The following is a 21,517-nucleotide window of genomic DNA, read 5'->3' on the forward strand; positions in this document are numbered from 1 at the left end:
GATGCAAAAACCGCTAGTCTTACTTCACATCAGGGGGCATCAGCACCTTGTCAATTACGTGAATAACCCCGTTGCTAGCTTTGATATCAGCTTTCACAACATTAGCGCCGCCGACAGTAACTTTGCCTGTGCTAACTGCCACCTTCAGCGAACTGCCTTCAACACTTTTAACATCGCCGGATTTCAGGCTAGTAGATACAACCGAACCAGGAACAACGTGGTAAGTTAAAATCTTAGTAAGTTGGGCTTTGTTTTCCGGTTTGAGCAAATTCTCCACAGTTCCTTTTGGCAAAGCAGCAAATGCCGCGTCAGTCGGAGCAAAAACAGTGAAAGGGCCTTTGCCTTGTAAAGTTGTAACCAAACCAGCAGATCCCAAAGCCTTTGTCAACGTTTTGAATTGAGCGTCGCCAGATGCAATAGCAACAATATCCTTAGCCGCGGCAGTTGGTGCTGGTGAAGCGGTAGTTGATGCCGGTGAAGCAGCGGTTTTCACCTTTCCTGGAACTTGTTGAGTTTGAGTTGCATTAGCAACATTGGTGTTGGAGGTGATGTGAGCCAAAGCCGGGAAACCAATCAAGGCGCTAGCGCCGATTATTCCTGCGAAACCTGTCAGTTGTTTCATCCAGCTAGGTAAATTTTGATTTTTCATTTTGCTTGCATTTCCTTATGAGATAAAACAGTGAACATGAATTGTTATGTTAGCCAAATCTCGACAAAAGGCAAGGTTGCCAGAGGCTAAGATAGCAAGAAAATTCTCTTGCATCCCCGATCGACCAAAACTTCCTTACTATAACGCAAGCTGAGAAATCGGGCATCAACCGCTAAATCTATAACTCAAAACCTCAATCACCGAACCAGTTTGGGGTAACTCAGCAGATTTGATCGAAATCGTGTCATTATTCAATCGGCGCACCGGCGTACCGTCCATCAGCGCCAAGAATTCATCCAGCGGCACTAAATCGCACGCAGCAGCATCGGCGGCTTGGGTTTTGAAATGTGTCGGAATCACCATCTTCGGTTTGAGAAGTTGCAAAGTTTGCTTCGCTTCCGCCGGAGTGTAAGCTTTGGGCCCGCCGCCCACGGGAATCAGCACTACATCGGGCCGCCCGATCAAGATTTGTTCTTCAATGCCGATCGGGCCAGCAACTCCGCCCAAGTGTAAAATCTTAACGCCCGCTTGCTGCCACAGCCAAGCCACATTGACCCCAAATCGCCTTCCTCCCTCACGGTCTTTTTGCGTCCGAATCCCTTGAATCCGCAGCCCGTTAGACCTGTAAGACCCAGGCTCGTACAAAAGGCCGGGATTGCCCGCAAATCCGTCGATCGCCCCTTCATCGAGCAATCGGCTGCTAATCAGAATCAAATCTGTTGGCACTTTAGGAGAACGATAGCCTGCCGTACAGCCCAGGGGGCGAAAAGGATTCACCAGCACCCTCGCACCGCCTCCGGAGAACAAGAAGCAAGTGTGGCCCAACCACTGAATCGACAAAGAATCAGCAGTTTGAGCTTGATAGCTTTCCCATCCAGATGGCAAACCAGTGAAGAAAGCTGCTAGCAAACCCGTCTGTGCGTAACGTATTAATTGTCGCCGTTTCATCTTGTGGTTGGGGTTGTCGGGTGTTGGTCGTCTGTTGTTATACCACAAAACACCGCCAGTCGATTTTAGATTTTAGATTTTAGATTTTAGATTTACTCCACAGATGAATCTGGGATATGGAACTTTCGTCTAAAATTTGGGGATCACCACAACGATTTTCGGGGGATTGTATCCTTTTGTGGACGCCTGAGATGCGAAAATGTGCACCATAGTTTTACCGTAAAGTTTGCATTGCGCGCCCTACAAAGTTAGATAATTTCAACCGTCAGGCTCGCATTACGCACCCGAAAGATTCAGACAAAAACTCAAAATTCAAAACCCAACTAAAGCCGTTCCAAGAAATTTCGTAATAATTGCTTTCCCGAAGTCGTCAAAATACTTTCCGGGTGAAACTGTACACCTTCAATGTGCGGATATTCCCGATGCCGCACACCCATAATAGTTCCGTCTTCAACCCAAGCGGTAATTTCCAAAACTTCTGGACAACTCTGCTTTTCAATTACCAAACTGTGATAGCGAGTTGCAATCATCGGCGATTCCACGCCCTGAAAAACTCCGACTCCTGCGTGTTCTACCTGAGAAGTTTTGCCGTGCATCAACACGGGTGCAGAAACAATTTTCCCGCCAAATACTTGACCGATACTTTGATGTCCCAGGCACACGCCTAAAATTGGTAAAGTCGGGCCCAATTCTTTGATTAATTCCAGAGAAATTCCCGCATCTTCCGGCCGCCCCGGGCCTGGAGAAATCACCACGGCGGCAGGCTGTAATTGGCGAATTTCTGCTAAGGAAATTTGGTCGTTCCGGTAGACTTGCACTTCGCTTGCTACGGGCAACTCAGCACCGAGTTCTCCTAGATACTGTACCAAATTGTATGTAAAACTGTCGTAGTTATCGATGACTATAATCACGGGTTAAGTTAGATTTTAGGTTTTAGATTTTAGATTTTAGGTTAACTCGCTGCCTGAAAGCAAGGGTTTCAAGATTTTAGATAGATGTCGAAGATAAAAATAGCTGCAATATAGACGAATAAAACTAAAAATCTCAAATTGGTCATCTAAAACCTAAAATTTGCCCGATCCAATAAGTTACTGACGGGCGATCGCAATTTGAACGACTGCCCACAAAGGAGGAAGCAGAAGTGCTGTACCGACGATGATCGCAGCCATTGCCGATACCAGAACTGCTCCGGCACCGCAGTCTTTGGCAATTTTGGCTAGTTCGTGGTAAGATTGCCCGACTGTCAAGTCTACCACCGATTCGATCGCCGTATTCAACAGTTCCATTGCTAAAACTATGCCAATGGTGACGCCGATCACAGATATTTCTACAGGTTTGAGTTGCAAAAATAGCCCGAGTCCGATCGCCAATGTTCCTATAACAGTGTGAATCCGAAAATTTCGCTGAGTTTCAAAAGCATAAGTCAGACCCCCCCAAGCGTATCTAAAACTCGTAGCTAAGCTAGATGCGATTTTCCACGACAGCTCTCGGTTGTATTTCAAGGCTTTTTTAGACTCGTGGACTGTCTGGCTAGAAGAGTCGGGAGGCATGGGCAGAAACTGTGCGATTTGTGATGAAATTGAGGGTCTATCTAGTGTCATAAACAACCAACTTTAATTTACAGAGATGAATGAAAGCTAAACTTTTCAAATTAACTTGATCAAGTCTAGGTAACTTTCCTAAGTTTTTACTAAAGTTTTGGTTTAATTTCAGAAAGTTATGTTGGGCTTGACATGATTTGTTAAATAACCATCAACTTCAGTTATGCTGTTTGGATCGCAAGACCGATCGCCTGCAGCAATGTTTCTTGTCGATCGAGCATTTGAGTCAGACTTTCTTCATCCGGGTGATCCCAGCCCAAAAGATGCAAAAAACCGTGGGCTGCCAGCCAAGCTAGTTCGGTCTTCAGGGGATGTCCTTGCTGCTGAGCTTGTCGGTTAGCTGTATCGATCGAGATGACGATATCACCCAAGTATAGGGGTTCAGATGACTGCATTTCCTCTAGCTGAGGACAGTCTACCTCTAAAGCTGCGAAAGCTAGTACATCGGTTGATCGATCGAGCTGGCGGTACTGGAGGTTGAGGGCTTGCATCTCCGTATCGGCGGTTAAACGCAGACTGACTTCGTAGCCCGGGGCCACTGGCACATCCGCCGCCTGGTTTTCTAGCCAAACGCTAAACCAATTTTCCCAGGTTTCGGCCCAAATCTCCCCGCTGGCTTCACTCTCAGGGAGGTTGGAAGCGTCGGCTGACTGCTGGGCGAGCCCGTAACAGTCTTCGACGTTCACCTCAATTAACATTTTTTTGCTCTCCTGTCAAGGGATATATTCAATTTTTTTACAAATTCCAATTGCGCGATCGAGCGGCAGGGGATTTTGCTGTTGCTGGAAAGATACAGTAATCTGTTAGAGATTGCAACAGGCAGGCAAAACAATCAGCTTAACTCCCTATTTGTGAAAAATGAAAATAGAGATCGAAATGAGAGGCTGATTGTTGGAATCCCCGATTAAGAATTGAAATAGCGATCGAGAAAAGCCAAACCGACGAGTACGCCTAAAAGTCCGATCGCTGTCAAGGCAAAATGAAACAAAGAAGTCGCCCGCTTGCGAACCATGTTCCGCATCGCCAGCTTGACATAACTCGGTGGAGGTGCATTATTTGTCGGCGCTGTCGGGGTTTCGGCGGACTCTTCCGAGGCGGGAATTGCTGAGGGAGGTTGACTCATAACGGTTAGTTTAGAAGGTTAACAGAGGCGCTGCTGAAGACAGGCTCGCCCCGATGGTAACAAATATGTAACGTTTTGTGTAGGATTTTTTAGGTTTCAGAGGGTCGCGGACCCATTAAAAGGGGATTATACCAAGAGATTAATGTGCGATCGGACTGACGATCGATTCGATATTTTATCTTCATCCCCAGATACACAAGGATAAATTAAATTCCCGATCCGCGTTCCTCAGCGGTTTAACAAAAATTTTTAAATTGTCAAGTCGCTTTTTCAAGCGACACTCACTTGAGTTAACTCAAACGAGTGTCACCAGAAAAAGCGACTGTTAAGCAACCGCGACCGGCAGTTATTCATAGATATAGCCACGGAAAAACAGAAACAAATTTTTCCGGCTAAAGACCAAACCACAAACTTAAATTGCTCTGACAAAAACATGGAAGTTTCCACCTTTGAAATCCTCACAAAACCGATCGCACCTCCGATTCCCAGTGCTCCCGAACTCGCCTCAGTTGCTCGCCGAATCGTTCAGGGATACTTTCTCACCATCACCAATCTCGAATCGTTCGACGTGGAATATCGGATTCAGTTTACCATCCCCAAACCCCAGCCGGCAAACCCGAATAGAATCTTGCTCGGCAACGCTGTCATATTTTTGGATAGTGCATTCAATAACAGCCCTATAGCTCTGATTCAGGACCCGGACGTGGGGCTAACTGAGAACTATCGCGCATCTTTCAGAATACGCGCTCGCAGCACAGCATCTTTTCAATTATTGCCTAGCCTGCCAGGCGTTCTGACTGCAAATTTGTTGGAAGTGCGCGGATTTGTCTCACTATTTCGGCGCAGAAGATTTGCGGGACCCCTCTCACCAGTCAAGGTATTATTGAATCCTGAAATTCGCGGTACTTTCTTGCCGAATAATTTCCCAACACCACCTTTCCCAGCACCTACTACTCCACTAGACTTCGATCAAATCAATTACACTTTAGCGATCGCCAGTGGAAAAGGCTTGAACGAAATTCCTCCTGGACCACTCGAACCATTTCTCACAGCACCAAATCTCGTCTCGCCAATCTTTCAGCCACTTTTGGAAGAGTTAAGCAACGGTACTTTGGACCTGGCTAGTTTGGAAGCAGACAATCCAGAAAAAGCTAGAATGCTAGTGCAACTGCTAGCCGAACTCGATGCCAGTGAGGTCAATTTGAACGAGATAAATACACTGATGGAAAGATTAGAGATTCCTGTCAGAATGTCTAGCATCTAGAACTGTTAAAGGGTAAGTAACTGTAGGGTGGGCAATGCCCACCTTACGTTTAATTACGTTTAATTACACCCACTTATACACTCAGTGAGCTTTATTAAAATGTCGAACTCATTTAGATTTCAGCCTGTTTCTTTTAGTTGGGTAGCTGTTCACCCGCAGCCAAAAGGTATTGTACAATTTATTGGTGGAACTTTTTTTGGTAGTTTGCCAACTTTGTTTTATCGATATTTTTTACAGCAGTTGTTTGAAGAAGGTTATACCGTAGTTGCTTTGCCATTTAGATTTACTTTTCGTCACTGGCCGATCGCTATTGGGTTATTAAAAGAGCAGGAGATACTGAGAAAAGAACTGACAAAAATTGCTCAAAGATTAGGCTATGAAAGCGAAATTTATCAGGATTTATCGAGTTATTTTTGGGTTGGTCACAGTCTGGGATGCAAGTATATTGCTCTTTTAGAATTTTTAAGCGACGATCGGTATCCAAATATTGTGAATAAATTCTGCGCTCGCCCTGACTGCGAACAGATTCACAGCTTAATCGAAAATCTGGGCATCGACCGACCTTCCATTAAAGACCAGCCCTCCTTATTAATTGCTCCTGATATCAGCAATACAGAGAGCGCTATTCCAGTGCGATCGCTAGCACAATTCTTAGACCAATTCGGTTTAGGAGTGCTGCCAACCAGAGAACAAACTCAATGCTTTATTGCTAGCAGCTCTCTGTTTAATTTAACAGCAATAATTTCGTTCCAGCAAGATGATATTGCTGGTTCTACTAATGATATCAACAAAAGTTTAGAACAACAAAAAAACAGCGATATACTTTGGCTAATAGAAGAGCTAAGTAATAGAAAATTGCCCTTATTAGTCCAGGAAATAGAAGGCAAACATTTAGAGCCTGTTGGCATCAAAATCGGTATTTATATTGTTGACATCAATCCTTGGGATAAATTCATCAAACCCCTGAAAAGCCGATTTCTTGAATATTGGTCTGTTCATTTTTTGGATGCTTTGAAAAAGCGGTTAGACGCTTAACTATCAGTTGTTATTTGCGATCGCCCTTTCAACCCTCTCTCCTCCAACAAAACATCCGCCCAAACAGCATCAGTTTCGGACAGCGCAGGTACTAGCTCAGCCGTATAATCGAGGGTAAAGTCATAGGCGGCGCGATCGTACACTGTATTCAACAAAGCCTGTAAATCCACAATTGGTTCCACATCGCCTGCACCCAAAGGCAAAGGAAAACAGGGAATCGCATCTGGTATATTAAATAAGTATAAATCTGCAAAAGGTCTTTGATTGCCCCGACTCACCAAAATCCGATAATCGGCTGCAATATCATTGTCCAAAACCGGGAGAGGTTCCCAACCCCGCAACAAATCAATCTCCACGAAATTAGTGCGACTTCCGAATATCTTATCCCGCTTTTCCTCATACATTTCGCGCCCTTTTCCCGGACGTTTATTTGCAGGTGAAAGCACCTCAATCACCGTCACAACTTCCTTAGTGGCCATATCTATTACCTCCAAATATCCTTCTCTCACCTCCTCAGACATCGCTAATCTGATTTTCAAAGGCGCGGTAGTTCGTGTAGCGACAGCCACATTAGATGTACTTGAATTGCTGGGAATCGGATTGCGCTGGATAGAAACATCAGGAATCCCGACTAACAGAGATTGTTCCCCCTTGATTTCATAAATTCGCTTTTCAATCGCCACTCGATATTTTGGCACCAGTTGGGGAACCAATGACTCCTGAATCATACCAATCAGCAAGTGATGAACTTCTGGCCAAAAATCAGGACTTTCTAAATAAGGATTCATTCCCGGAAACGGATTAGTCATTGATTTAACTCCTGTTGATTTATCTACTTACGACTTATGCACGGGTGGCCAGAAACCGGGTTTTTGCTGAGAAGATGCGTTACAGCCCGCAAAAACCGCAAAAAACCCGGTTTCTTCGAGTTTAATGCGTCCAGGACTACCACTGTTACCATCCCCTTAACTCTTTTTCCCGCAGAAGAGAATCAGCCCAAGCAACATCAGTTTCGGACAGTGCAGGTACGGGTGCGGCGGTGTAATCTATTCTAAAGTCATAGGCGGCGCGATCGTAAACCCCATTTAATAACCCTTGTAAATCTACAATTGGTTCCGCATCACCCGCGCGCAAAGGCAAGGGAAACTGAGGAATCATATCGGGTAAATTGAAAAGGTACAAATCTGCCAAAGGCCTTTGATTTCTCCGACTCACTAAAATCCGATAACTTGCCTCAATATCATTACCAAAAACTAACATGGGTTGGTAACTTCGCAGTAAGTCAATTTCAACCAGATGAGTGCGACTACAAAACACCTTTTCTCGCTTTGCTTCATACATTTCTCGCCCTTTTCCAGGGCGCTTATTGGCTGGTGACAGCAATTCAATCACTGTCACAACTTCCCTAGTTGCTGTATCTCGTACCTCTAAATATGCTTCTTTAAATTCCACAGGTACTGGCAGTCTTACTTTCAAAGCTGTCACAGGCGGTGCGGCAACTGCAACATTAGAAGAAGTAGGGTTGGTTGGACTAGGAGAACGCTGCACAGTGACATCAGGAATCCCCACTAATAGGGAATTGTCCCCGCTAAGCTCATAAACTCTTTTTTCAATATCGACGATATATTTTGGCAGCAACTGCGGCACTAATGATTCAAAAATGCTACTAATTAGCAAGTGATGTACTTGAGGCCACAATTCAGGACTTTCTAAATAAGGATTCATCCCGGGAAACGGATTACTCATTAATTTAACTCCTGTTAATTTACCTAATTATATGATTTTAGCCTATCGATTAGAAAAACGCAGACAATATCAAAATATCATCTGCGTTAATCTGCGTGCATCTGCGATTAAAATCCCCTAAAAATTCCCATAACAGCTAATAGCCCCCTGCAACCTCCCAATCACTTCATCAACCGAAATCGCCCCCAACTCCCCAGAAGCCCGAGTCCGAATATTCAAACTATTCGCCTCAACCTCTTTCGCACCCACAACACCCATCACCGGAATTTTATCCTTCTCAGCATTGCGAATCAACTTACCCAAACGCTCGCTATTCTCATCAGCTTCCGCGCGCATTCCGAGCATTTTCATCTTCGCAGCCACTTCTTTCGCAAACGGCAAAAAGTCCGCGCTGACAGGCAACAACCGCACCTGAACCGGCGCCAACCACAGCGGAAAATCCCCCGCATACTGCTCGATCAAAATCCCGATCAAGCGTTCCAAAGAACCGAAAGGAGCGCGGTGAATCATCACCGGACGCTTGCGAGTACCGTCTTCAGCAACGTATTCCAAATCAAAACGTTCTGGTAAATTGTAATCTACCTGAACAGTTCCTAATTGCCATTCTCTATCCAAGACATCTTGGAAAATGAAATCGAGTTTTGGCCCGTAAAAAGCCGCCTCCCCAATTCCCTCAAAATAATTCATTCCCAAAGTTTCCACCGCGCGGCGGATTGCACCTTGAGCCTTTTCCCAAGCTTCATCGGAACCGATGTATTTCTCTAAATTGTTCGGATCGCGGAAACTCAAACGCGCCTTAAAGTTTTTCAGTTGCAGACTCTTGAAGACTGACAGAATCAAATCCACCACATTCAAGAATTCTGCATCCAACTGTTCCGGCGTGACAAACAAGTGGGAATCATCCACCGTAAAGCCGCGCACCCGCGTTAAACCGCCCAATTCTCCCGATTGTTCGTAGCGGTAAACTGTGCCGAATTCCGCTAAGCGCATCGGCAATTCGCGATAGGAACGCAATTCGCTTTTGTAAATTTGAATGTGGAAAGGGCAGTTCATGGGTTTCATCACAAAACCCTGTTCGTTTGCTGCAGCTTCCTCATCCTCCGCCATCAGCGGAAACATATCTTCTTTGTATTTCTGCCAATGTCCAGAAATTTTGAACAAATCAACTCTGGCAATGTGGGGAGTCACAACTTGCAAATAGCCGCGCTTGATTTGTTCTTGTTTCAAGAAATCTTCTAAAATACTTCTCAAAACAGTACCTTTCGGCGTCCACAAAGGCAAACCGGGGCCCACCGGATCGGCAAAAATAAACAAGCCTAATTCTTTGCCAAGTTTGCGGTGATCGCGCCTTAATGCTTCTTCTTTGCGGTGTTTGTATGCTGCTAGCTGTTCGGGAGTTTCCCAAGCAGTGCCGTAAATGCGCTGCAACTGAGCTTTGGTTTCGTCGCCGCGCCAATAAGCGCCTGCTAGGCTTTCTAGCTCGATCGCCTTTGGATTCAACTCACTGGTATTATCCAAGTGAGGCCCAGCGCACAAATCCCACCATTCCTCACCCAAATGGTAAAGAGTAATCGGTTCAATCAAACCTGCCAAAATTTCTAATTTGTAAGGTTCATTAATCTCCTTAATTCTGCGTTCCGCTTCCTCGCGGCTGACTTCTTCGCGAATTACAGGCAATTTACGGTTGATGATTTTGATCATCTCTTTTTTAATGGCTTTTAAATCCTGTTCCGTAAAAGGTTCGGGAGTGTCAAAGTCATAATAAAAACCGTTTTCAATCCAAGGGCCGATAGTCACTTGCGCCTTGGGAAATAACTTCTGCACCGCCATCGCCATAACGTGGGAGGTGGTGTGGCGAATTTTTTTTAGTGCCTCCGACTCACTCGTGCGGGGCAACTCAATCTTAACGGACTCTTCTGGAGCGGACATGGACTCTGAGCTAGACATCGGCTGAATTAGCAATTAATTTAGTTGCAGTTGCTTCTATCTTACTCAGATTGGGACAGCAAGCGCCGACTTCCGGCTGGGGGACACTCCGGGAAATTACAGCAACGGCCCGTCAGGGTTGCGACGTTGAGTGCGGGACGCACTGCGACTCTCAGAAACTGAATTTTTTACTATTTTGGTGGGCTGTAACGAACTATTGCCTGAACAAACCCGTTTTTTAACCACCCGTGAGTTCGCGAACTAATTTGGCAGAATTTGGGGATTTTGACTCAAAAATCGCTGCTGGCACAGTTAAATTTATTCACACCCACCTGCTAATTGTTATTAAGTTATTGAATTTTTGTTAAAAATATGTTACATTTTGTAAAAACCGTCTAAGACTATAATAGATAAATAACCCCATTTTAATCCATGCTTAATTCCAATTTGCCCGAGCCAGAATTGCTCAAAGCGTTACTGGAACCGCTGTTAGAGGATTTCAATTACTGGTTCGACCGATCGACCAACCTCTTAGAAACTGAGGAAATTCCCTTTCTCAGGGGCGAAGATCAATCTGACTTGCTGGCGCGAGTCAAACAGGCTCAGCAAGAAGTAGGCGCAGCTAAAGCTCTATTTCAAGCAACCGGAGGTCAAGTTGCAATTGAAACGGCAGCCCTGATGCCGTGGCACAGACTGCTCGCCGAATGCTGGCAAGTATCGGCGCGCTTTCGCTCATTGCAGTCTGCTCCCCCTGGAAAATAAGGAAGCGAGTTCAAGTTAAACTTGCAGTCAAATCCCAAACTTTTGGAAATGTCGCGGCCCACTTGACAACCTCAAACAGATTTCCAGTTAATAAGTTATCAGAAAATTGGGTTTAAAACCCCGTCCTTTTAGGAAGGCTTTATTTCCAAAAAGTTCTAAAAGTTTCCCAAATAGTACCCTATACTACAAATAGATACAGGTAGAATAACCGCGAGCATCGATTGGATAACCAACCCCAAAATGACTGGCTAGGAAACAATAATGTCTCGTGGGTGGCGAAAACCACAAAAACATAGCTAGGGTAGCCATCCCGCAACCATACCAGAAAACTCAAAATCTTAGTAGTTAGATGTACCGTAGGGCATACGGGAACAAAGGGAATGATCCCTTAACGCTTGGGGAGACAAGCCCTCTGGGACTATTCAAATTAGCCTCGAAGCTTCGTTCAATTGGACGGGTTTTTGGTTTAAATATTGCCGAAGGGATGAATAGTTTAAAGGTATGTCAGTGAACCAAGAATCCCCGCGTTTACGCCCGGGAGTGTCAATACTTGCTGAAACACATTTGTAAATTGCTGTGTGGCTGTTTAGCCCGGAGGAGAAGATAATGTTGCACCTGCTTTATATTTTAGCTTTTACCGTTCTTGCCTTTCTGGCAGTCGGTAACTTAATCCGCAGTCTAGTCACCGTTGGTATGGAGTCCCAGCGCCCTCAACAATTCAGGGCAAATAATCGCTACCCATCCTATCCTCGCTCTCAAGCTGTACCCCATCCAGAACTTTTAGACGAATACGGAAACATTGTTAACGAACCCCTGTTAGTGATGCGTTCGCTGACTGTCCAAGACGCCCGCGAACAATTAGATGCTCTCTACAAATCATCTCCGGGCGGCAGCGACGAAGGGGGGGAACTAGCCTGAGCGACCACAGCCACAGCATTTATACTCAGGGGGGAACTGCTCAAAAAATATAGGACTTATACCCTCGGTGTCAGAAACCCGGTTTATTCATCGATTTTTGGTAAAAACCGGGTTTCTTGGGATAAGTCCTCAAAACAATTGGTCGTTAGTTTTTAACTAATGGCCAATTAATGGTGATTTTTTAAAGTTTAATTGCCGAGTATCGAGATCGATCGCCAAAAGGCGATATTTATGGCAGTGATATGAAATAGCTGAAGAATAGTATAATGCAAGAGATACGCTTGCGGTGCCTGACAAGTCTCAATGGTGGGAGCGCTAACGCCCGAATCCAGGTCTGAATAGATAAGTTAGCGTCAAAACCAAGACTTTAAAATAGGTGTTTATACAGCACTTTTCTGGTTGGTGAAGTACAAATAAATCAGTTTGGAGCAGGGGCGGTTGCTGTGAGTACCTGCCCTGCCAAAAGGGTTTAACACCTGTGTACTCTCCCTACCTAAAATCAGCCTGCTGTAAGTGACTTTGGATGATATCAAAGTCTTGGAGGAATACCTCCGCTTAGATTCGTCTAAGTGATATTGGTAGCATGATATGACTTAAACAGTCGTGTTATGACGCATAAATGTATCAAATACTGAAAAGGGATCGATCTAAACCTCCTATCGATCCTGTTTTGTCATCGGCAAAAATGCACGTTTAAGGCTAGATGATCGTCCCTATTTCGCTACTGGCAGAACTTCTGCAAGCTTTGCCCCAACTGCGGGCACAAATTTATTTCAAATCTTCCATGACAGCCCTGTCTCACGCGATGGAAGACTTGGTTTTGGCGGGTTCCGACGAACCGTTAGTCATTGCCAGCTTTCAGCGAGAGCGCTTCTACCGCCAGGAAGCTCACCGCTACCGGCGAATTGCCTCACGCTCCTCTCAGGTATACGTGCTGGCAGCACCGGAAACTGACTTTAAAAATGCTTCGGAGTGTCACGAAACTGTGGCGTTTGCACCGGAGGACGGATTAAGTAAAGAGTGGCACTTAGTGGTGCTGGGGCAACACTACTCAACTTGCCTGATTTGTCAAGAAAAAATTGTGCCGGTCGAAAACCAAGACGAGCGCGGGCCGCTGTTGATGGATCAAGCTCGCAGATTTGAAGGAATATGGACGTTCGATCGCGAGGTCAGCTCCAAAGCTGCCGCATTGTTGCTCGATAGAATTGTCAATTATCGCCCGGAATTGGCCGAAAAGATCGATCGAGCGCGAACTACTTACAAGCTCAAAACACCGAAAAAAACGAGGAAATCCGCCACTTCCAAAGCCACCAAACCCGACATAAGTACGGCAAAAAACTCAAAAATTCCCAATCCAAAATTGAGCGATGCTTTTACCGAACGCTTAGTCACCTACTTGCAAGCAGGCCAGCACAAACTGCTCAAAGCATACAGCGCGATCGCCGCTCAGGAACGCAAAGAACGCCTGGTAAACTTAATTACCACGGCAATGCGGCAGTCTCTCAACCCGCAAGAAATCGTCGAAGTTGCAGTGCAAGAACTGGGTACTGCCCTGTCGGCAAGCCGCTGTTTGATTTATCGGTGCAAGGCCACAGATGTGGCGGTCAAAATCGATCGCGAGTTTTTGGGGCAGGGCGTTAGTTCCCTGCTGGATCAGACTTGGCCGTTGCAGGAAAATCAAATATGGAGCGACGCGGTGGCGCGGCAAGATCGAGTTTACATCCAAGACACATCACAACACCCGCTGATTGTCAATACACAATTCCTGGAAAAAACTGTAAAAAATTGGCAAATTGTCTCTTGGTTAATGGTGCCAGTGCTTTATCAGGGGCGGGTTTTGGGCATGGTGGAAATGCACCAGTGCCGATCGGTTTTACCTTGGGAAGAAGACGAAATTGCTTTAGTAGAGGCGATCGCCACCCAACTCGGAGCCGCCTTAATTCAAGCCGAAACCTATGCTCATTTAGAAGAACTCAACCAACAATTAGAAGCATTAGACCGCACTCGCAGCAATCTAATTGCCATCACCGGACACGAACTCCGCACTCCGCTTTCTACGATTCAAGTTTGTTTGGAAAGTTTGAACTCCGAACCAGATATGCCCCCAGAATTGCGGCAAATCATGTTAGAAACTGCCCTCGGCGATGCCGATCGAATGCGGAAACTCGTGCAGGATTTCTTAACTCTTTCTCACTTAGAAAGCGGGCGAGTCCAATGGAATGTAGAATCGCTGACGCTGCAAGAATGCGTTGATTTGGCCCTCAGCAGCGTGCGATCGCGCGCGGTCGATCGACAGTTACCGGAAATTATCGCCGAAGTGTCGGCAGAATTGCCTTTAGTGCAAGCTGACGGAGAGTGGTTGGTGGAGGTGCTCTCCAAACTGCTAGACAACGCTTGCAAATTTACGACACCCCAGGGAAGCGTCACCGTTAAAGCTCACTGTAACGCTTCTCGGATGGTGGAAGTGCTCGTAGCCGATACGGGGAGGGGAATAGAGGCGAACAGTTTAAAAGTAGTGTTCGATCGATTTTATCAAGAAGAAGGAGCTTTGCGGCGCAGTACCGGCGGTACGGGTTTAGGATTAGCAATTTGCAAGCAGATTGTTGCCGGCTGGGGCGGTAAAATTTGGGTAGATTCGGCAGGAAAAGACCGAGGAAGTGAATTTCACTTTACTATTCCCACTGTTTAGACTCAATTGATTAATGCTAATTAATGACTAATTATTGATAAGTGGTGACTGAAAACTACCCCTCGGTGTACCCTCAATCGGAATACCGATCGCCAACTCTGTTCCACCTTCTAACAATGACCAATATTCCCAAATTTCCCAAGGTTTTTTAGTAACTGTTCGAGCCATAATCAACATTTTCAATCCCTTACCTTTGCCTGCTTTAGTTATAAAAAACTGAAAAAATCGGGTTTCAGAGTGTCGGATCGCGCAAATCTCGATCGAGTTAATCGATCGGACGATACACGATAGCACAGAAAAGTTTTTACGGCAGAACCCGCCTCCGCTGCCACACCCCGTCTCACCCTCAACCTTCACCCTGTGAGATAGGCCTTAAAGGTGATGCGGCTACGCGGTGTTCAGCTTTAGGATCGAAAGTATTGAAGCAGATTCAGGATACGCTTGCCGTCTTAAACCCGGTTTGGCGACAGAATACCTAGAGAGGCTGCCGAAAATTAATATCAGTTTAAACAAAGAATCCAACTGTAGGTAAGCTGCAAACCCCGATAGTAATCAGTCATGCCGAATCTAAAATCTAAAATCTAAAATCTAAAACGGTATAAGTCTCCTGTACACAAGTCCTGAGATGGTGAAAGTCGATCGAATCTGTTGAGGCACTGTCACCGCCAGTGTAGATTCGTGAAAAGTTTATGATGCCAATGTTTCGCCCGGAAAAACTTTTTTCCAATAAGAATACTCAAACCAAAAGGTTAGGAAAATCGATTATGTCACCTAAAACCCAGATGAAATCTACCCAAGCTATCGCCAACAAACCGCAACTGCAATTAGGTTCTCAAGGTAAAGCGGTATTGGAACTAGAACAACTGCTAACGAAGTTGCGCGTTTACCGGCAGCCTGCTAAAGGAATTTTCAACAAAGGAGTTGAATTTTCTGTAAAACTGTTTCAGTTTCGGGTTTTCTTGTCGCCTGACGGCATTGTCGGACCGCTGACTTGGCAGGCGCTTTATAGTGAATCTCCAGTGAATATGCCGGTAGTTAGATTCGGCAGTTCTGGAAAAGCAGTCGCTACTGTTCAGGAAGTTCTCAAGATTTCCCAGCACTATAACGGTAAAGTTGATGGCGAGTTTTCTACTTTGACGGAGAAAGCTGTTCGGGCATTTCAAAAAAGCTATGGGATTGAGGCTGACGGGATTGTCGATCGAGAAACTTGGACTGCTTTGAGTCAAATTCCGCGCGGCTATGACCCTAATTGGTTCTTGACTTAAGGTTGACTCGGTAAATTGTTCGATCGCGTTTGGGGAGAATCGGGAAATTTGGGATGCTTCGGGTGCGTCACAAGCAGCCGAAGCCTTGCTGTTTTTTTTTCGCGATTCGTGCTTCTTAATTCTGTTTTCTAACTTTGGTGTAAATTACCAATTATCAATTATTAATTACTAATTATCAATTATCAGAAAAGATCGATCGCGCAAAAACTGTTAACTTTCCTAACAATTTCGACAGCCGTGTCGCGTCATGATGATACGATGCCGTAAAAATCCTTTGGATATGTTTATGGCAGAAGAACTCACTGGACAACCCCCTCTTTTCGGCGGCAGCACCGGCGGCTTGCTGACCAAGGCGCTAGTTGAAGAGAAGTACGCGATCACTTGGACTAGCCCCAAGGAACAGGTGTTTGAAATGCCGAGTGGCGGCGCTGCGATTATGCGTCAAGGCGACAACTTGCTGCATCTTCCCCGGAAGGAGCAGTGCATTGCTTTGGGCGGCCAGCAACTGCGGGCAAAATTCAAAATCACGAACTACAAAATTTACCGCGTCTTTCCCGACGGTTCTACTGAGTACCTGCATCCCAAGGATGGCGTGTTCCCTGAGAAGGTGAACGAAGGTCGTCCCTACAACGGTAAGATTGACCGCAATATTGGCAGCAATCCCAATCCGATTAAAGTCAAGTTCACCGGTAAGAAAACTTACGATCCTTAGACCATGACTGCATGGCTGAGCAAAACATAGGTAATATTCCCTGTAAGGCTCAGCTTGTAAACTTGTTTTTGCAGTAGTATTTGGGCGCGGGAGGCTAAGCCCGCAGCGCCCAAATACTACTGCAAACTTCTAATCTAATTAAAAGTTAATCGTTAAATTAAAAATGAATGTCGCAATCAGGCGAGCGCAGCCTTCTGATATCGATGTTTGCGCTCGCATTAATTATGAAGCTTTTAAAGATATTTCCGATCGCCACCAATTCCCTACAGATTTTCCGACGTTGGAGTTTTCAACTGAAATTATAGACCTTCTGATCGAAAGTCCGTTGTTTTTTGACATAGTAGCCGAGAGTTCCGGTGCCGTTGTCGGCTGCGGATTTATGGACGAACGCAACCCGATTCGCGGTATCGGGCCCGTCAGTGTCGATCGCACTTTTCAAGGCCGCGGCACGGGACGAGATATCATGAAAGCTTTGCTGGAACGCGGACGGGATGCTGTGGGCATCCGTTTGGTTCATGAATCTTTTAATATGGCCTCGCTGTCGCTGTACGCTTCTTTGGGTTTTGAGGTGAAGGAACCTTTCGTATTAATGGAGGGGAAGTTTCGCAGCCAGCCGCAGCATGGGTTTGAGGTGCGGCCGATGACAAGTGAGGATGTTGCTGAATGTGCCGCTTTGTGCGAAAAACTGTGTGGGTGCGATCGAACTTCGGAGATTGAATACGCCCTGAATGACTTTTCTCCCTTCGTTGCCTGCCGGCAAGGTCAGATTGTGGCTTATACTTGTGCGGTGTCTGCTTTGAGCCACAGCGTCGCGGAAACTGAAGCGGATATGCAGGCTTTGCTCTTAGGGGCTGCTGCGTACAGTTCCGAAGAATTGCTTTCTTTTCACTTGCCGCTGAGGTACGCAAATTTGTTTCGCTGGTGCTTGCAAGAGGGGCTGCGCGCCCTCAAGCCGATGGCGGTGATGGCAGTTGGCGAGTATCAGTCGCCGGAAGGATGTTGGTTGCCGTCTTTTGTTTATTGATTGTATAGCGAAGTTAGTATATGATATTCCCCGATTTCTCACAATTTTCGGAACTGGCGAAACAAGGCAATTTTGTACCCGTGTATCAAGAATGGGTTGCTGATTTAGATACGCCCGTGTCTGCGTGGTATCGGGTTTGTGCGGGTCAACCTTACAGTTTTCTGCTGGAGTCGGTCGAAGGTGGGGAAAAACTTGGGCGTTATAGTTTCTTAGGGTGCGATCCGCTGTGGATTTTGGAGGCTAAGGGCGATCGCACAACTCAAGTTTACCGCGACGGTTCCGAAAAAGTATTTACGGGCGATCCGTTTGCGGCTTTAACTGAATGTTTGCAGTCTTACAAACCCGTCAAATTGCCGCAGTTACCGCCGGGAATTGGCGGGTTATTCGGTTTTTGGGGTTACGAGTTAATTAAGTGGATAGAACCGCGAGTTCCCGTGCATCCAGCCAGCGAGAATGATTTGCCCGATGGGTTGTGGATGCAGGTTGATAATTTGCTGATTTTCGACCAGGTGAAGCGGAAAATTTGGGCCGTCGCCTATGCGGATTTGCGCGAGGTTGGCGTTGATTTTGCCGATGCTTATCAGCAAGCGTGCGATCGCGTTGGTAAGCTAGTTCAGAAGCTGCAATCGCCGCTTTCCCAGCAATCTACTCTCATAGAATGGACACCTCCCAATAACGGGCAAGATTCCCGTTCCACAACCGGACATACAGAATTGGCTTACACGAGCAATATTACCCGTGAAAAGTATTGTGCCAATGTCTTAAAGGCTAAGGATTATATCAAAGCCGGAGATATTTTTCAAGTAGTTATTTCCCAGCGTTTGGAATCTGAATACAGCGGCGATCCTTTTGCACTTTACCGCTCTTTGCGTCTGATTAATCCTTCCCCGTACATGGCTTATTTTAATTTCAGAGATTGGCAGATTATCGGTTCGAGTCCCGAGATTATGGTGAAGGCGGAAAACACTGCTGATGGCAAGAAAATTGCAACTTTGCGGCCGATTGCCGGCACTCGCCGCCGGGGTAAAACTCCTCAAGAAGATGATGCTTTGGCGACTGAATTGCTGCAAGATCCGAAAGAGATTGCGGAACACGTCATGTTAGTTGATTTGGGCAGGAACGATTTAGGCAGAGTTTGCCGAAACGGTACTGTAAAAGTTGACGAATTAATGGAAATTGAGCGTTATTCTCACGTCATGCACATTGTGAGCAATGTGGTGGGAGAATTGGCCCAGGATAAGACAGCTTGGGATTTGTTGAAAGCTGGTTTTCCTGCGGGTACGGTTAGCGGTGCTCCGAAGATTCGGGCGATGGAGATTGTGCACGAGTTGGAAGGTTGTCGCCGGGGGCCGTATTCTGGGGTTTACGGGTATTATGATTTTGAGGGGCAATTGAATAGTGCGATCGCCATTCGGACTATGGTTGTTCGTTCTTTAGGTGGTGACAAACATTCGGTTTCTGTGCAAGCAGGTGCTGGTTTGGTGGCTGATTCTAACCCGGATCTGGAATATGAGGAAACTCTCAATAAAGCCAGGGGAATGTTGGAAGCAATTCGCTGTTTGAAATAGCAAGTTAAAAACCTCTTTTATCATACTCGGCGGTTGAAACCGCTGTTACACAAACTACTGTTGAACGAGGAAAATGTGAATTTTTATATAGTTGACGTGTTTGCGGAGTCAAAATATGCTGGCAATCAACTAGCTGTATTTTGCGGTGCGGGAGTTGCCGAACTATCTGAGGCCCAAATGCTGCTGATAGCCAGAGAAATCAATTATTCAGAAACTACGTTTATTCGATCGCCCGATCCGCGAGATGGCGGCTATGACGTGCGGATATTCACGCCCAAGAAGGAATTGCCCTTTGCCGGTCATCCGACTTTGGGCACTGCGTTTGTGTTGCAGCAAGAGATGATTCGCGAAAAGGTCGATCGAGTAATTCTCAATCTAGCCGTCGGTCAAATTCCAGTTACTTTTAATTATGAAAATGAATCGGCAGATATTTTGTGGATGCGACAAAACCCGCCTAGTTTTGGTCAAGTTTTATCAGCCGATAGTCTGGCAAATGTTCTGAATTTAGCACCCGATGAAATTGATGCCAACTTCCCTATTCAAGAAGTTTCTACGGGAGTGCCGTTTATAATTGTCCCATTAAAAACCCTCGCCTCGCTCAAAAAAGCTCAAGTCAACTTAGATAAATATTTTGAGCTAGTTGATACCGTGGAAGCGAAAGAAATTTTGATATTTTGCCCAGAAACATACAGCGACATTAATAATTTGAGCGTGCGAGTTTTTGCCCATTCATTAGGAATTCCTGAAGATCCGGCGACTGGCAGTGCTAACGGCTGTTTGGCTGGATATTTGGTAGAACATGATTATTATGGGTCAGCAAAGATTGATGTCAGAGTTGAGCAGGGTTATGAAATCGATCGACCTTCTTTGCTGTTGTTACAAGCAGCCCAAAATGAAGGGGAAATAGCAGTTTTGGTGGGCGGTAAGGTGGTGATGGTTGCTAAGGGAGAATTTGTGTAGAATATTTAACCGCAGATGCACGCAGATTTACGCAGATATGTACAGCTAGATTTAGATGCTTGTTTGGCGATCGAGATGCTACAATTTTGCTAATAGCGATCGCAGCACTTTGTCTGGTTCTGGCAGTCGCAGCGCGGGAAAATCAGCCATCTGCGGCCTGAAGCAATTCTGTCTGAGTTTACACAAAGCGCTTTTTTCGGAAAATTTGCAATTGAGTGCGATCGATCTGAACGACTACCGGCCGTCGCTTGTTGAGGACGATCGCATTGTGTCTGTTTAGCAAAAGCAACTGAGCCAATATTGCCACAATCGCGCGTCTTTTGAGGAACTTGCCTTCAAAACGCGCCATTCGGACGATCGCCTCTTCGATTTTATAACAACAGTTGTTGCCTTTCGGGGAAATCACAAAAATCGTTCCCGGTATGTAATCGCCTTCATTTGCCCAAAAAGCATACCTTTCGCCTAAAGTAAAGTAGTGAAAAACATTCTTAGCAGTGGAAGTTTTAGCTAACTTTTGCGAAACGCCCAAAGAATTAAAAACTACAGTAGATCTAATATAATCCGAGTATTTTGCTGCTATTTGCTGAGCAACTTTGCCGCCCAAACTTTCTCCGATGACATCCGGCGGATTCCCGCTGTAAAATTGCTGCTTTATCCAATCAATAGCACCCGCAGTTTGCGCCGATTTTAACTGGCGTTCTAGTTTTGCCATAAATACATCGGGCGTATCTTCCAAAACGCGATCGAAAGGATACCAAGAACCGTAGCCGCGAATCACTAAAACAGGCGGATTATTGCCAGAAATGGGGACGCGGCTTTCAGCATAAAAACCAGTGCGAGAGTCTTCAAACACTTTTGTTATGATATAATTTCCATCAATAACTTGCCCTAACTCGTGCCGAATGTAAATAGAAGGATTATTGGGTTTAAAAGTATCGTGCAGTTGGGGTTTGGCAAACTTTTCGTAGAGAGAATCTAGTAAGTGCCTTCCCGTTTTGCCATCGACAAAATCTGATTTTGTTATTTTCATCCCAAATCTAATTTTTAACTGCTTGTCGGGGGAAAACCCGGTATTTTTGCACAATACCTTTACCCAGATTTGGTAGATACTGTCTAGACAAGTCAAGAGGTAGCGCTCACATAATTGGGGTCGAAAGGCTTTTGGGATTTTAAAATACCAAAAGCCAAATGCACCAATTTCCGCATCAAAGCACCAATTACCTGCATTTTGACCTTGCCACGACCCAATAGAAGTCAACAGCTCGCGCTGTTGTTTTAAGTGCGGGTGTTGGTCTAAATGGTCACTAATCAGTTTTTTGATTAGTTG

The 21,517-nt window shown here is 45.6% G+C and carries 21 protein-coding genes and 1 pseudogene; 10 read left to right on the forward strand and 12 right to left on the reverse strand.

Annotated elements, in window-relative coordinates:
- Positions 1–19: 19 nt before the first annotated feature.
- From QUA99_RS21870 to QUA99_RS21895, 6 genes are all read right to left on the reverse strand, one after another.
- Positions 20–649: a fasciclin domain-containing protein gene (locus tag QUA99_RS21870; RefSeq protein WP_333240822.1), complete on the reverse strand. Its 630-nt coding sequence runs from the start codon at positions 647–649 to the stop codon at positions 20–22.
- A gap of 165 nt (positions 650–814) precedes the next feature.
- On the reverse strand, positions 815–1,597 hold the full coding sequence (locus QUA99_RS21875) for an MBL fold metallo-hydrolase (RefSeq protein WP_333240824.1): 783 nt from the start codon (positions 1,595–1,597) through the stop codon (positions 815–817).
- Between the two features lie 323 nt (positions 1,598–1,920).
- Entirely contained in the window at positions 1,921–2,508 is a 588-nt protein-coding gene (locus tag QUA99_RS21880) for an aminodeoxychorismate/anthranilate synthase component II (RefSeq protein WP_333240826.1), read from the reverse strand.
- Between the two features lie 177 nt (positions 2,509–2,685).
- Positions 2,686–3,198, reverse strand: coding sequence for a diacylglycerol kinase family protein (locus tag QUA99_RS21885; RefSeq protein ID WP_333240829.1), 513 nt, complete (start codon positions 3,196–3,198; stop codon positions 2,686–2,688).
- A 161-nt stretch (positions 3,199–3,359) separates the two neighbouring features.
- Complete coding sequence (gene ybeY / locus QUA99_RS21890; RefSeq protein ID WP_333240830.1) at positions 3,360–3,896, reverse strand: rRNA maturation RNase YbeY; 537 nt, start codon at positions 3,894–3,896, stop codon at positions 3,360–3,362.
- 206 nt (positions 3,897–4,102) lie between these two features.
- Positions 4,103–4,321 (reverse strand): DUF3285 domain-containing protein, encoded by a 219-nt coding sequence (locus QUA99_RS21895; RefSeq protein ID WP_333240833.1) that lies wholly within the window; start codon positions 4,319–4,321, stop codon positions 4,103–4,105.
- A gap of 433 nt (positions 4,322–4,754) precedes the next feature.
- Between QUA99_RS21895 and QUA99_RS21900 the strand changes: the two genes are divergently transcribed.
- Positions 4,755–5,585, forward strand: a complete 831-nt coding sequence (locus tag QUA99_RS21900; protein ID WP_333240835.1) for a hypothetical protein — start codon at positions 4,755–4,757, stop codon at positions 5,583–5,585.
- A gap of 99 nt (positions 5,586–5,684) precedes the next feature.
- Positions 5,685–6,620, forward strand: a complete 936-nt coding sequence (locus QUA99_RS21905; protein ID WP_333240838.1) for a DUF1350 family protein — start codon at positions 5,685–5,687, stop codon at positions 6,618–6,620.
- Here QUA99_RS21905 and QUA99_RS21910 read toward each other — a convergent pair.
- From QUA99_RS21910 to thrS, 3 genes are all read right to left on the reverse strand, one after another.
- A complete protein-coding gene (locus QUA99_RS21910) occupies positions 6,617–7,429 on the reverse strand; it encodes a DUF4058 family protein (protein ID WP_333240841.1) in 813 nt (270 codons plus the stop codon). The genes QUA99_RS21905 and QUA99_RS21910 overlap by 4 nt on opposite strands.
- A 145-nt stretch (positions 7,430–7,574) precedes the next feature.
- The gene (locus QUA99_RS21915; protein WP_333240844.1) at positions 7,575–8,366 is read right to left on the reverse strand and encodes a DUF4058 family protein; all 792 of its coding nucleotides are present in this window, start codon (positions 8,364–8,366) and stop codon (positions 7,575–7,577) included.
- Positions 8,367–8,483: 117 nt separating this feature from the next.
- Positions 8,484–10,313 carry a threonine--tRNA ligase gene (gene thrS / locus QUA99_RS21920; protein WP_333240846.1) on the reverse strand — a complete coding sequence of 610 codons (1,830 nt, stop codon included), beginning with the start codon at positions 10,311–10,313 and terminating at the stop codon, positions 8,484–8,486.
- Positions 10,314–10,724: 411 nt separating this feature from the next.
- Here thrS and QUA99_RS21925 point away from each other — a divergent pair, with 411 nt between their 5' ends.
- From QUA99_RS21925 to QUA99_RS21935, 3 genes are all read left to right on the forward strand, one after another.
- Positions 10,725–11,054: a DUF2605 domain-containing protein gene (locus QUA99_RS21925; protein WP_333240848.1), complete on the forward strand. Its 330-nt coding sequence runs from the start codon at positions 10,725–10,727 to the stop codon at positions 11,052–11,054.
- Positions 11,055–11,660: 606 nt separating this feature from the next.
- Positions 11,661–11,972 carry a DUF2973 domain-containing protein gene (locus QUA99_RS21930; RefSeq protein ID WP_333240851.1) on the forward strand — a complete coding sequence of 104 codons (312 nt, stop codon included), beginning with the start codon at positions 11,661–11,663 and terminating at the stop codon, positions 11,970–11,972.
- Between the two features lie 703 nt (positions 11,973–12,675).
- Positions 12,676–14,661: a DICT sensory domain-containing protein gene (locus QUA99_RS21935; RefSeq protein WP_333240854.1), complete on the forward strand. Its 1,986-nt coding sequence runs from the start codon at positions 12,676–12,678 to the stop codon at positions 14,659–14,661.
- 27 nt (positions 14,662–14,688) lie between these two features.
- On the opposite strand, the gene QUA99_RS21940 is transcribed toward QUA99_RS21935, so the two are convergent.
- Positions 14,689–14,829, reverse strand: coding sequence for a hypothetical protein (locus QUA99_RS21940; protein WP_333240855.1), 141 nt, complete (start codon positions 14,827–14,829; stop codon positions 14,689–14,691).
- A 596-nt stretch (positions 14,830–15,425) separates the two neighbouring features.
- Here QUA99_RS21940 and QUA99_RS21945 point away from each other — a divergent pair.
- The 5 genes from QUA99_RS21945 (at position 15,426) to QUA99_RS21965 (ending at position 20,190) form a co-directional block, all read left to right on the forward strand.
- The gene (locus QUA99_RS21945; protein WP_333240857.1) at positions 15,426–15,926 is read left to right on the forward strand and encodes a peptidoglycan-binding protein; all 501 of its coding nucleotides are present in this window, start codon (positions 15,426–15,428) and stop codon (positions 15,924–15,926) included.
- 286 nt (positions 15,927–16,212) lie between these two features.
- Positions 16,213–16,638 carry a photosystem I reaction center subunit II PsaD gene (locus QUA99_RS21950; protein WP_041622790.1) on the forward strand — a complete coding sequence of 142 codons (426 nt, stop codon included), beginning with the start codon at positions 16,213–16,215 and terminating at the stop codon, positions 16,636–16,638.
- 163 nt (positions 16,639–16,801) lie between these two features.
- The gene (locus QUA99_RS21955; protein WP_333240860.1) at positions 16,802–17,662 is read left to right on the forward strand and encodes a GNAT family N-acetyltransferase; all 861 of its coding nucleotides are present in this window, start codon (positions 16,802–16,804) and stop codon (positions 17,660–17,662) included.
- Positions 17,663–17,682: 20 nt separating this feature from the next.
- Positions 17,683–19,230, forward strand: a complete 1,548-nt coding sequence (trpE, locus tag QUA99_RS21960; protein WP_333240861.1) for an anthranilate synthase component I — start codon at positions 17,683–17,685, stop codon at positions 19,228–19,230.
- Positions 19,231–19,305: 75 nt separating this feature from the next.
- On the forward strand, positions 19,306–20,190 hold the full coding sequence (locus tag QUA99_RS21965; protein WP_333240864.1) for a PhzF family phenazine biosynthesis protein: 885 nt from the start codon (positions 19,306–19,308) through the stop codon (positions 20,188–20,190).
- A 178-nt stretch (positions 20,191–20,368) separates the two neighbouring features.
- On the opposite strand, the gene QUA99_RS21970 is transcribed toward QUA99_RS21965, so the two are convergent.
- Complete coding sequence (locus tag QUA99_RS21970) at positions 20,369–21,220, reverse strand: hypothetical protein (protein ID WP_333240865.1); 852 nt, start codon at positions 21,218–21,220, stop codon at positions 20,369–20,371.
- Positions 21,221–21,312: 92 nt separating this feature from the next.
- Positions 21,313–21,432 (reverse strand): annotated as a pseudogene (locus tag QUA99_RS21975) (IS110-like element ISStma4 family transposase); the annotation flags it as partial.
- Between the last annotated feature and the right edge of the window lie 85 nt (positions 21,433–21,517).

Origin of the sequence: Microcoleus sp. F10-B2 (assembly GCF_036704965.1) — a bacterium.
In the GTDB taxonomy this organism is placed as follows: domain Bacteria; phylum Cyanobacteriota; class Cyanobacteriia; order Cyanobacteriales; family Microcoleaceae; genus Microcoleus.

Bases quoted from the DNA above. Each gene is read 5' to 3' on its own strand.
- QUA99_RS21930 (WP_333240851.1), top strand. From the start codon at position 11,661: ATGTTGCACCTGCTTTATATTTTAGCTTTTACCGTTCTTGCCTTTCTG.
- QUA99_RS21875 (WP_333240824.1), bottom strand. From the start codon at position 1,597: ATGAAACGGCGACAATTAATACGTTACGCACAGACGGGTTTGCTAGCA.
- QUA99_RS21935 (WP_333240854.1), top strand. From the start codon at position 12,676: ATGATCGTCCCTATTTCGCTACTGGCAGAACTTCTGCAAGCTTTGCCC.
- QUA99_RS21955 (WP_333240860.1), top strand. From the start codon at position 16,802: ATGAATGTCGCAATCAGGCGAGCGCAGCCTTCTGATATCGATGTTTGC.
- QUA99_RS21895 (WP_333240833.1), bottom strand. From the start codon at position 4,321: ATGAGTCAACCTCCCTCAGCAATTCCCGCCTCGGAAGAGTCCGCCGAA.
- ybeY (WP_333240830.1), bottom strand. From the start codon at position 3,896: ATGTTAATTGAGGTGAACGTCGAAGACTGTTACGGGCTCGCCCAGCAG.
- thrS (WP_333240846.1), bottom strand. From the start codon at position 10,313: ATGTCTAGCTCAGAGTCCATGTCCGCTCCAGAAGAGTCCGTTAAGATT.
- QUA99_RS21970 (WP_333240865.1), bottom strand. From the start codon at position 21,220: ATGAAAATAACAAAATCAGATTTTGTCGATGGCAAAACGGGAAGGCAC.
- QUA99_RS21945 (WP_333240857.1), top strand. From the start codon at position 15,426: ATGTCACCTAAAACCCAGATGAAATCTACCCAAGCTATCGCCAACAAA.
- trpE (WP_333240861.1), top strand. From the start codon at position 17,683: ATGATATTCCCCGATTTCTCACAATTTTCGGAACTGGCGAAACAAGGC.
- QUA99_RS21910 (WP_333240841.1), bottom strand. From the start codon at position 7,429: ATGACTAATCCGTTTCCGGGAATGAATCCTTATTTAGAAAGTCCTGAT.
- QUA99_RS21905 (WP_333240838.1), top strand. From the start codon at position 5,685: ATGTCGAACTCATTTAGATTTCAGCCTGTTTCTTTTAGTTGGGTAGCT.
- QUA99_RS21885 (WP_333240829.1), bottom strand. From the start codon at position 3,198: ATGACACTAGATAGACCCTCAATTTCATCACAAATCGCACAGTTTCTG.
- QUA99_RS21950 (WP_041622790.1), top strand. From the start codon at position 16,213: ATGGCAGAAGAACTCACTGGACAACCCCCTCTTTTCGGCGGCAGCACC.
- QUA99_RS21925 (WP_333240848.1), top strand. From the start codon at position 10,725: ATGCTTAATTCCAATTTGCCCGAGCCAGAATTGCTCAAAGCGTTACTG.
- QUA99_RS21940 (WP_333240855.1), bottom strand. From the start codon at position 14,829: ATGGCTCGAACAGTTACTAAAAAACCTTGGGAAATTTGGGAATATTGG.
- QUA99_RS21870 (WP_333240822.1), bottom strand. From the start codon at position 649: ATGAAAAATCAAAATTTACCTAGCTGGATGAAACAACTGACAGGTTTC.
- QUA99_RS21900 (WP_333240835.1), top strand. From the start codon at position 4,755: ATGGAAGTTTCCACCTTTGAAATCCTCACAAAACCGATCGCACCTCCG.
- QUA99_RS21915 (WP_333240844.1), bottom strand. From the start codon at position 8,366: ATGAGTAATCCGTTTCCCGGGATGAATCCTTATTTAGAAAGTCCTGAA.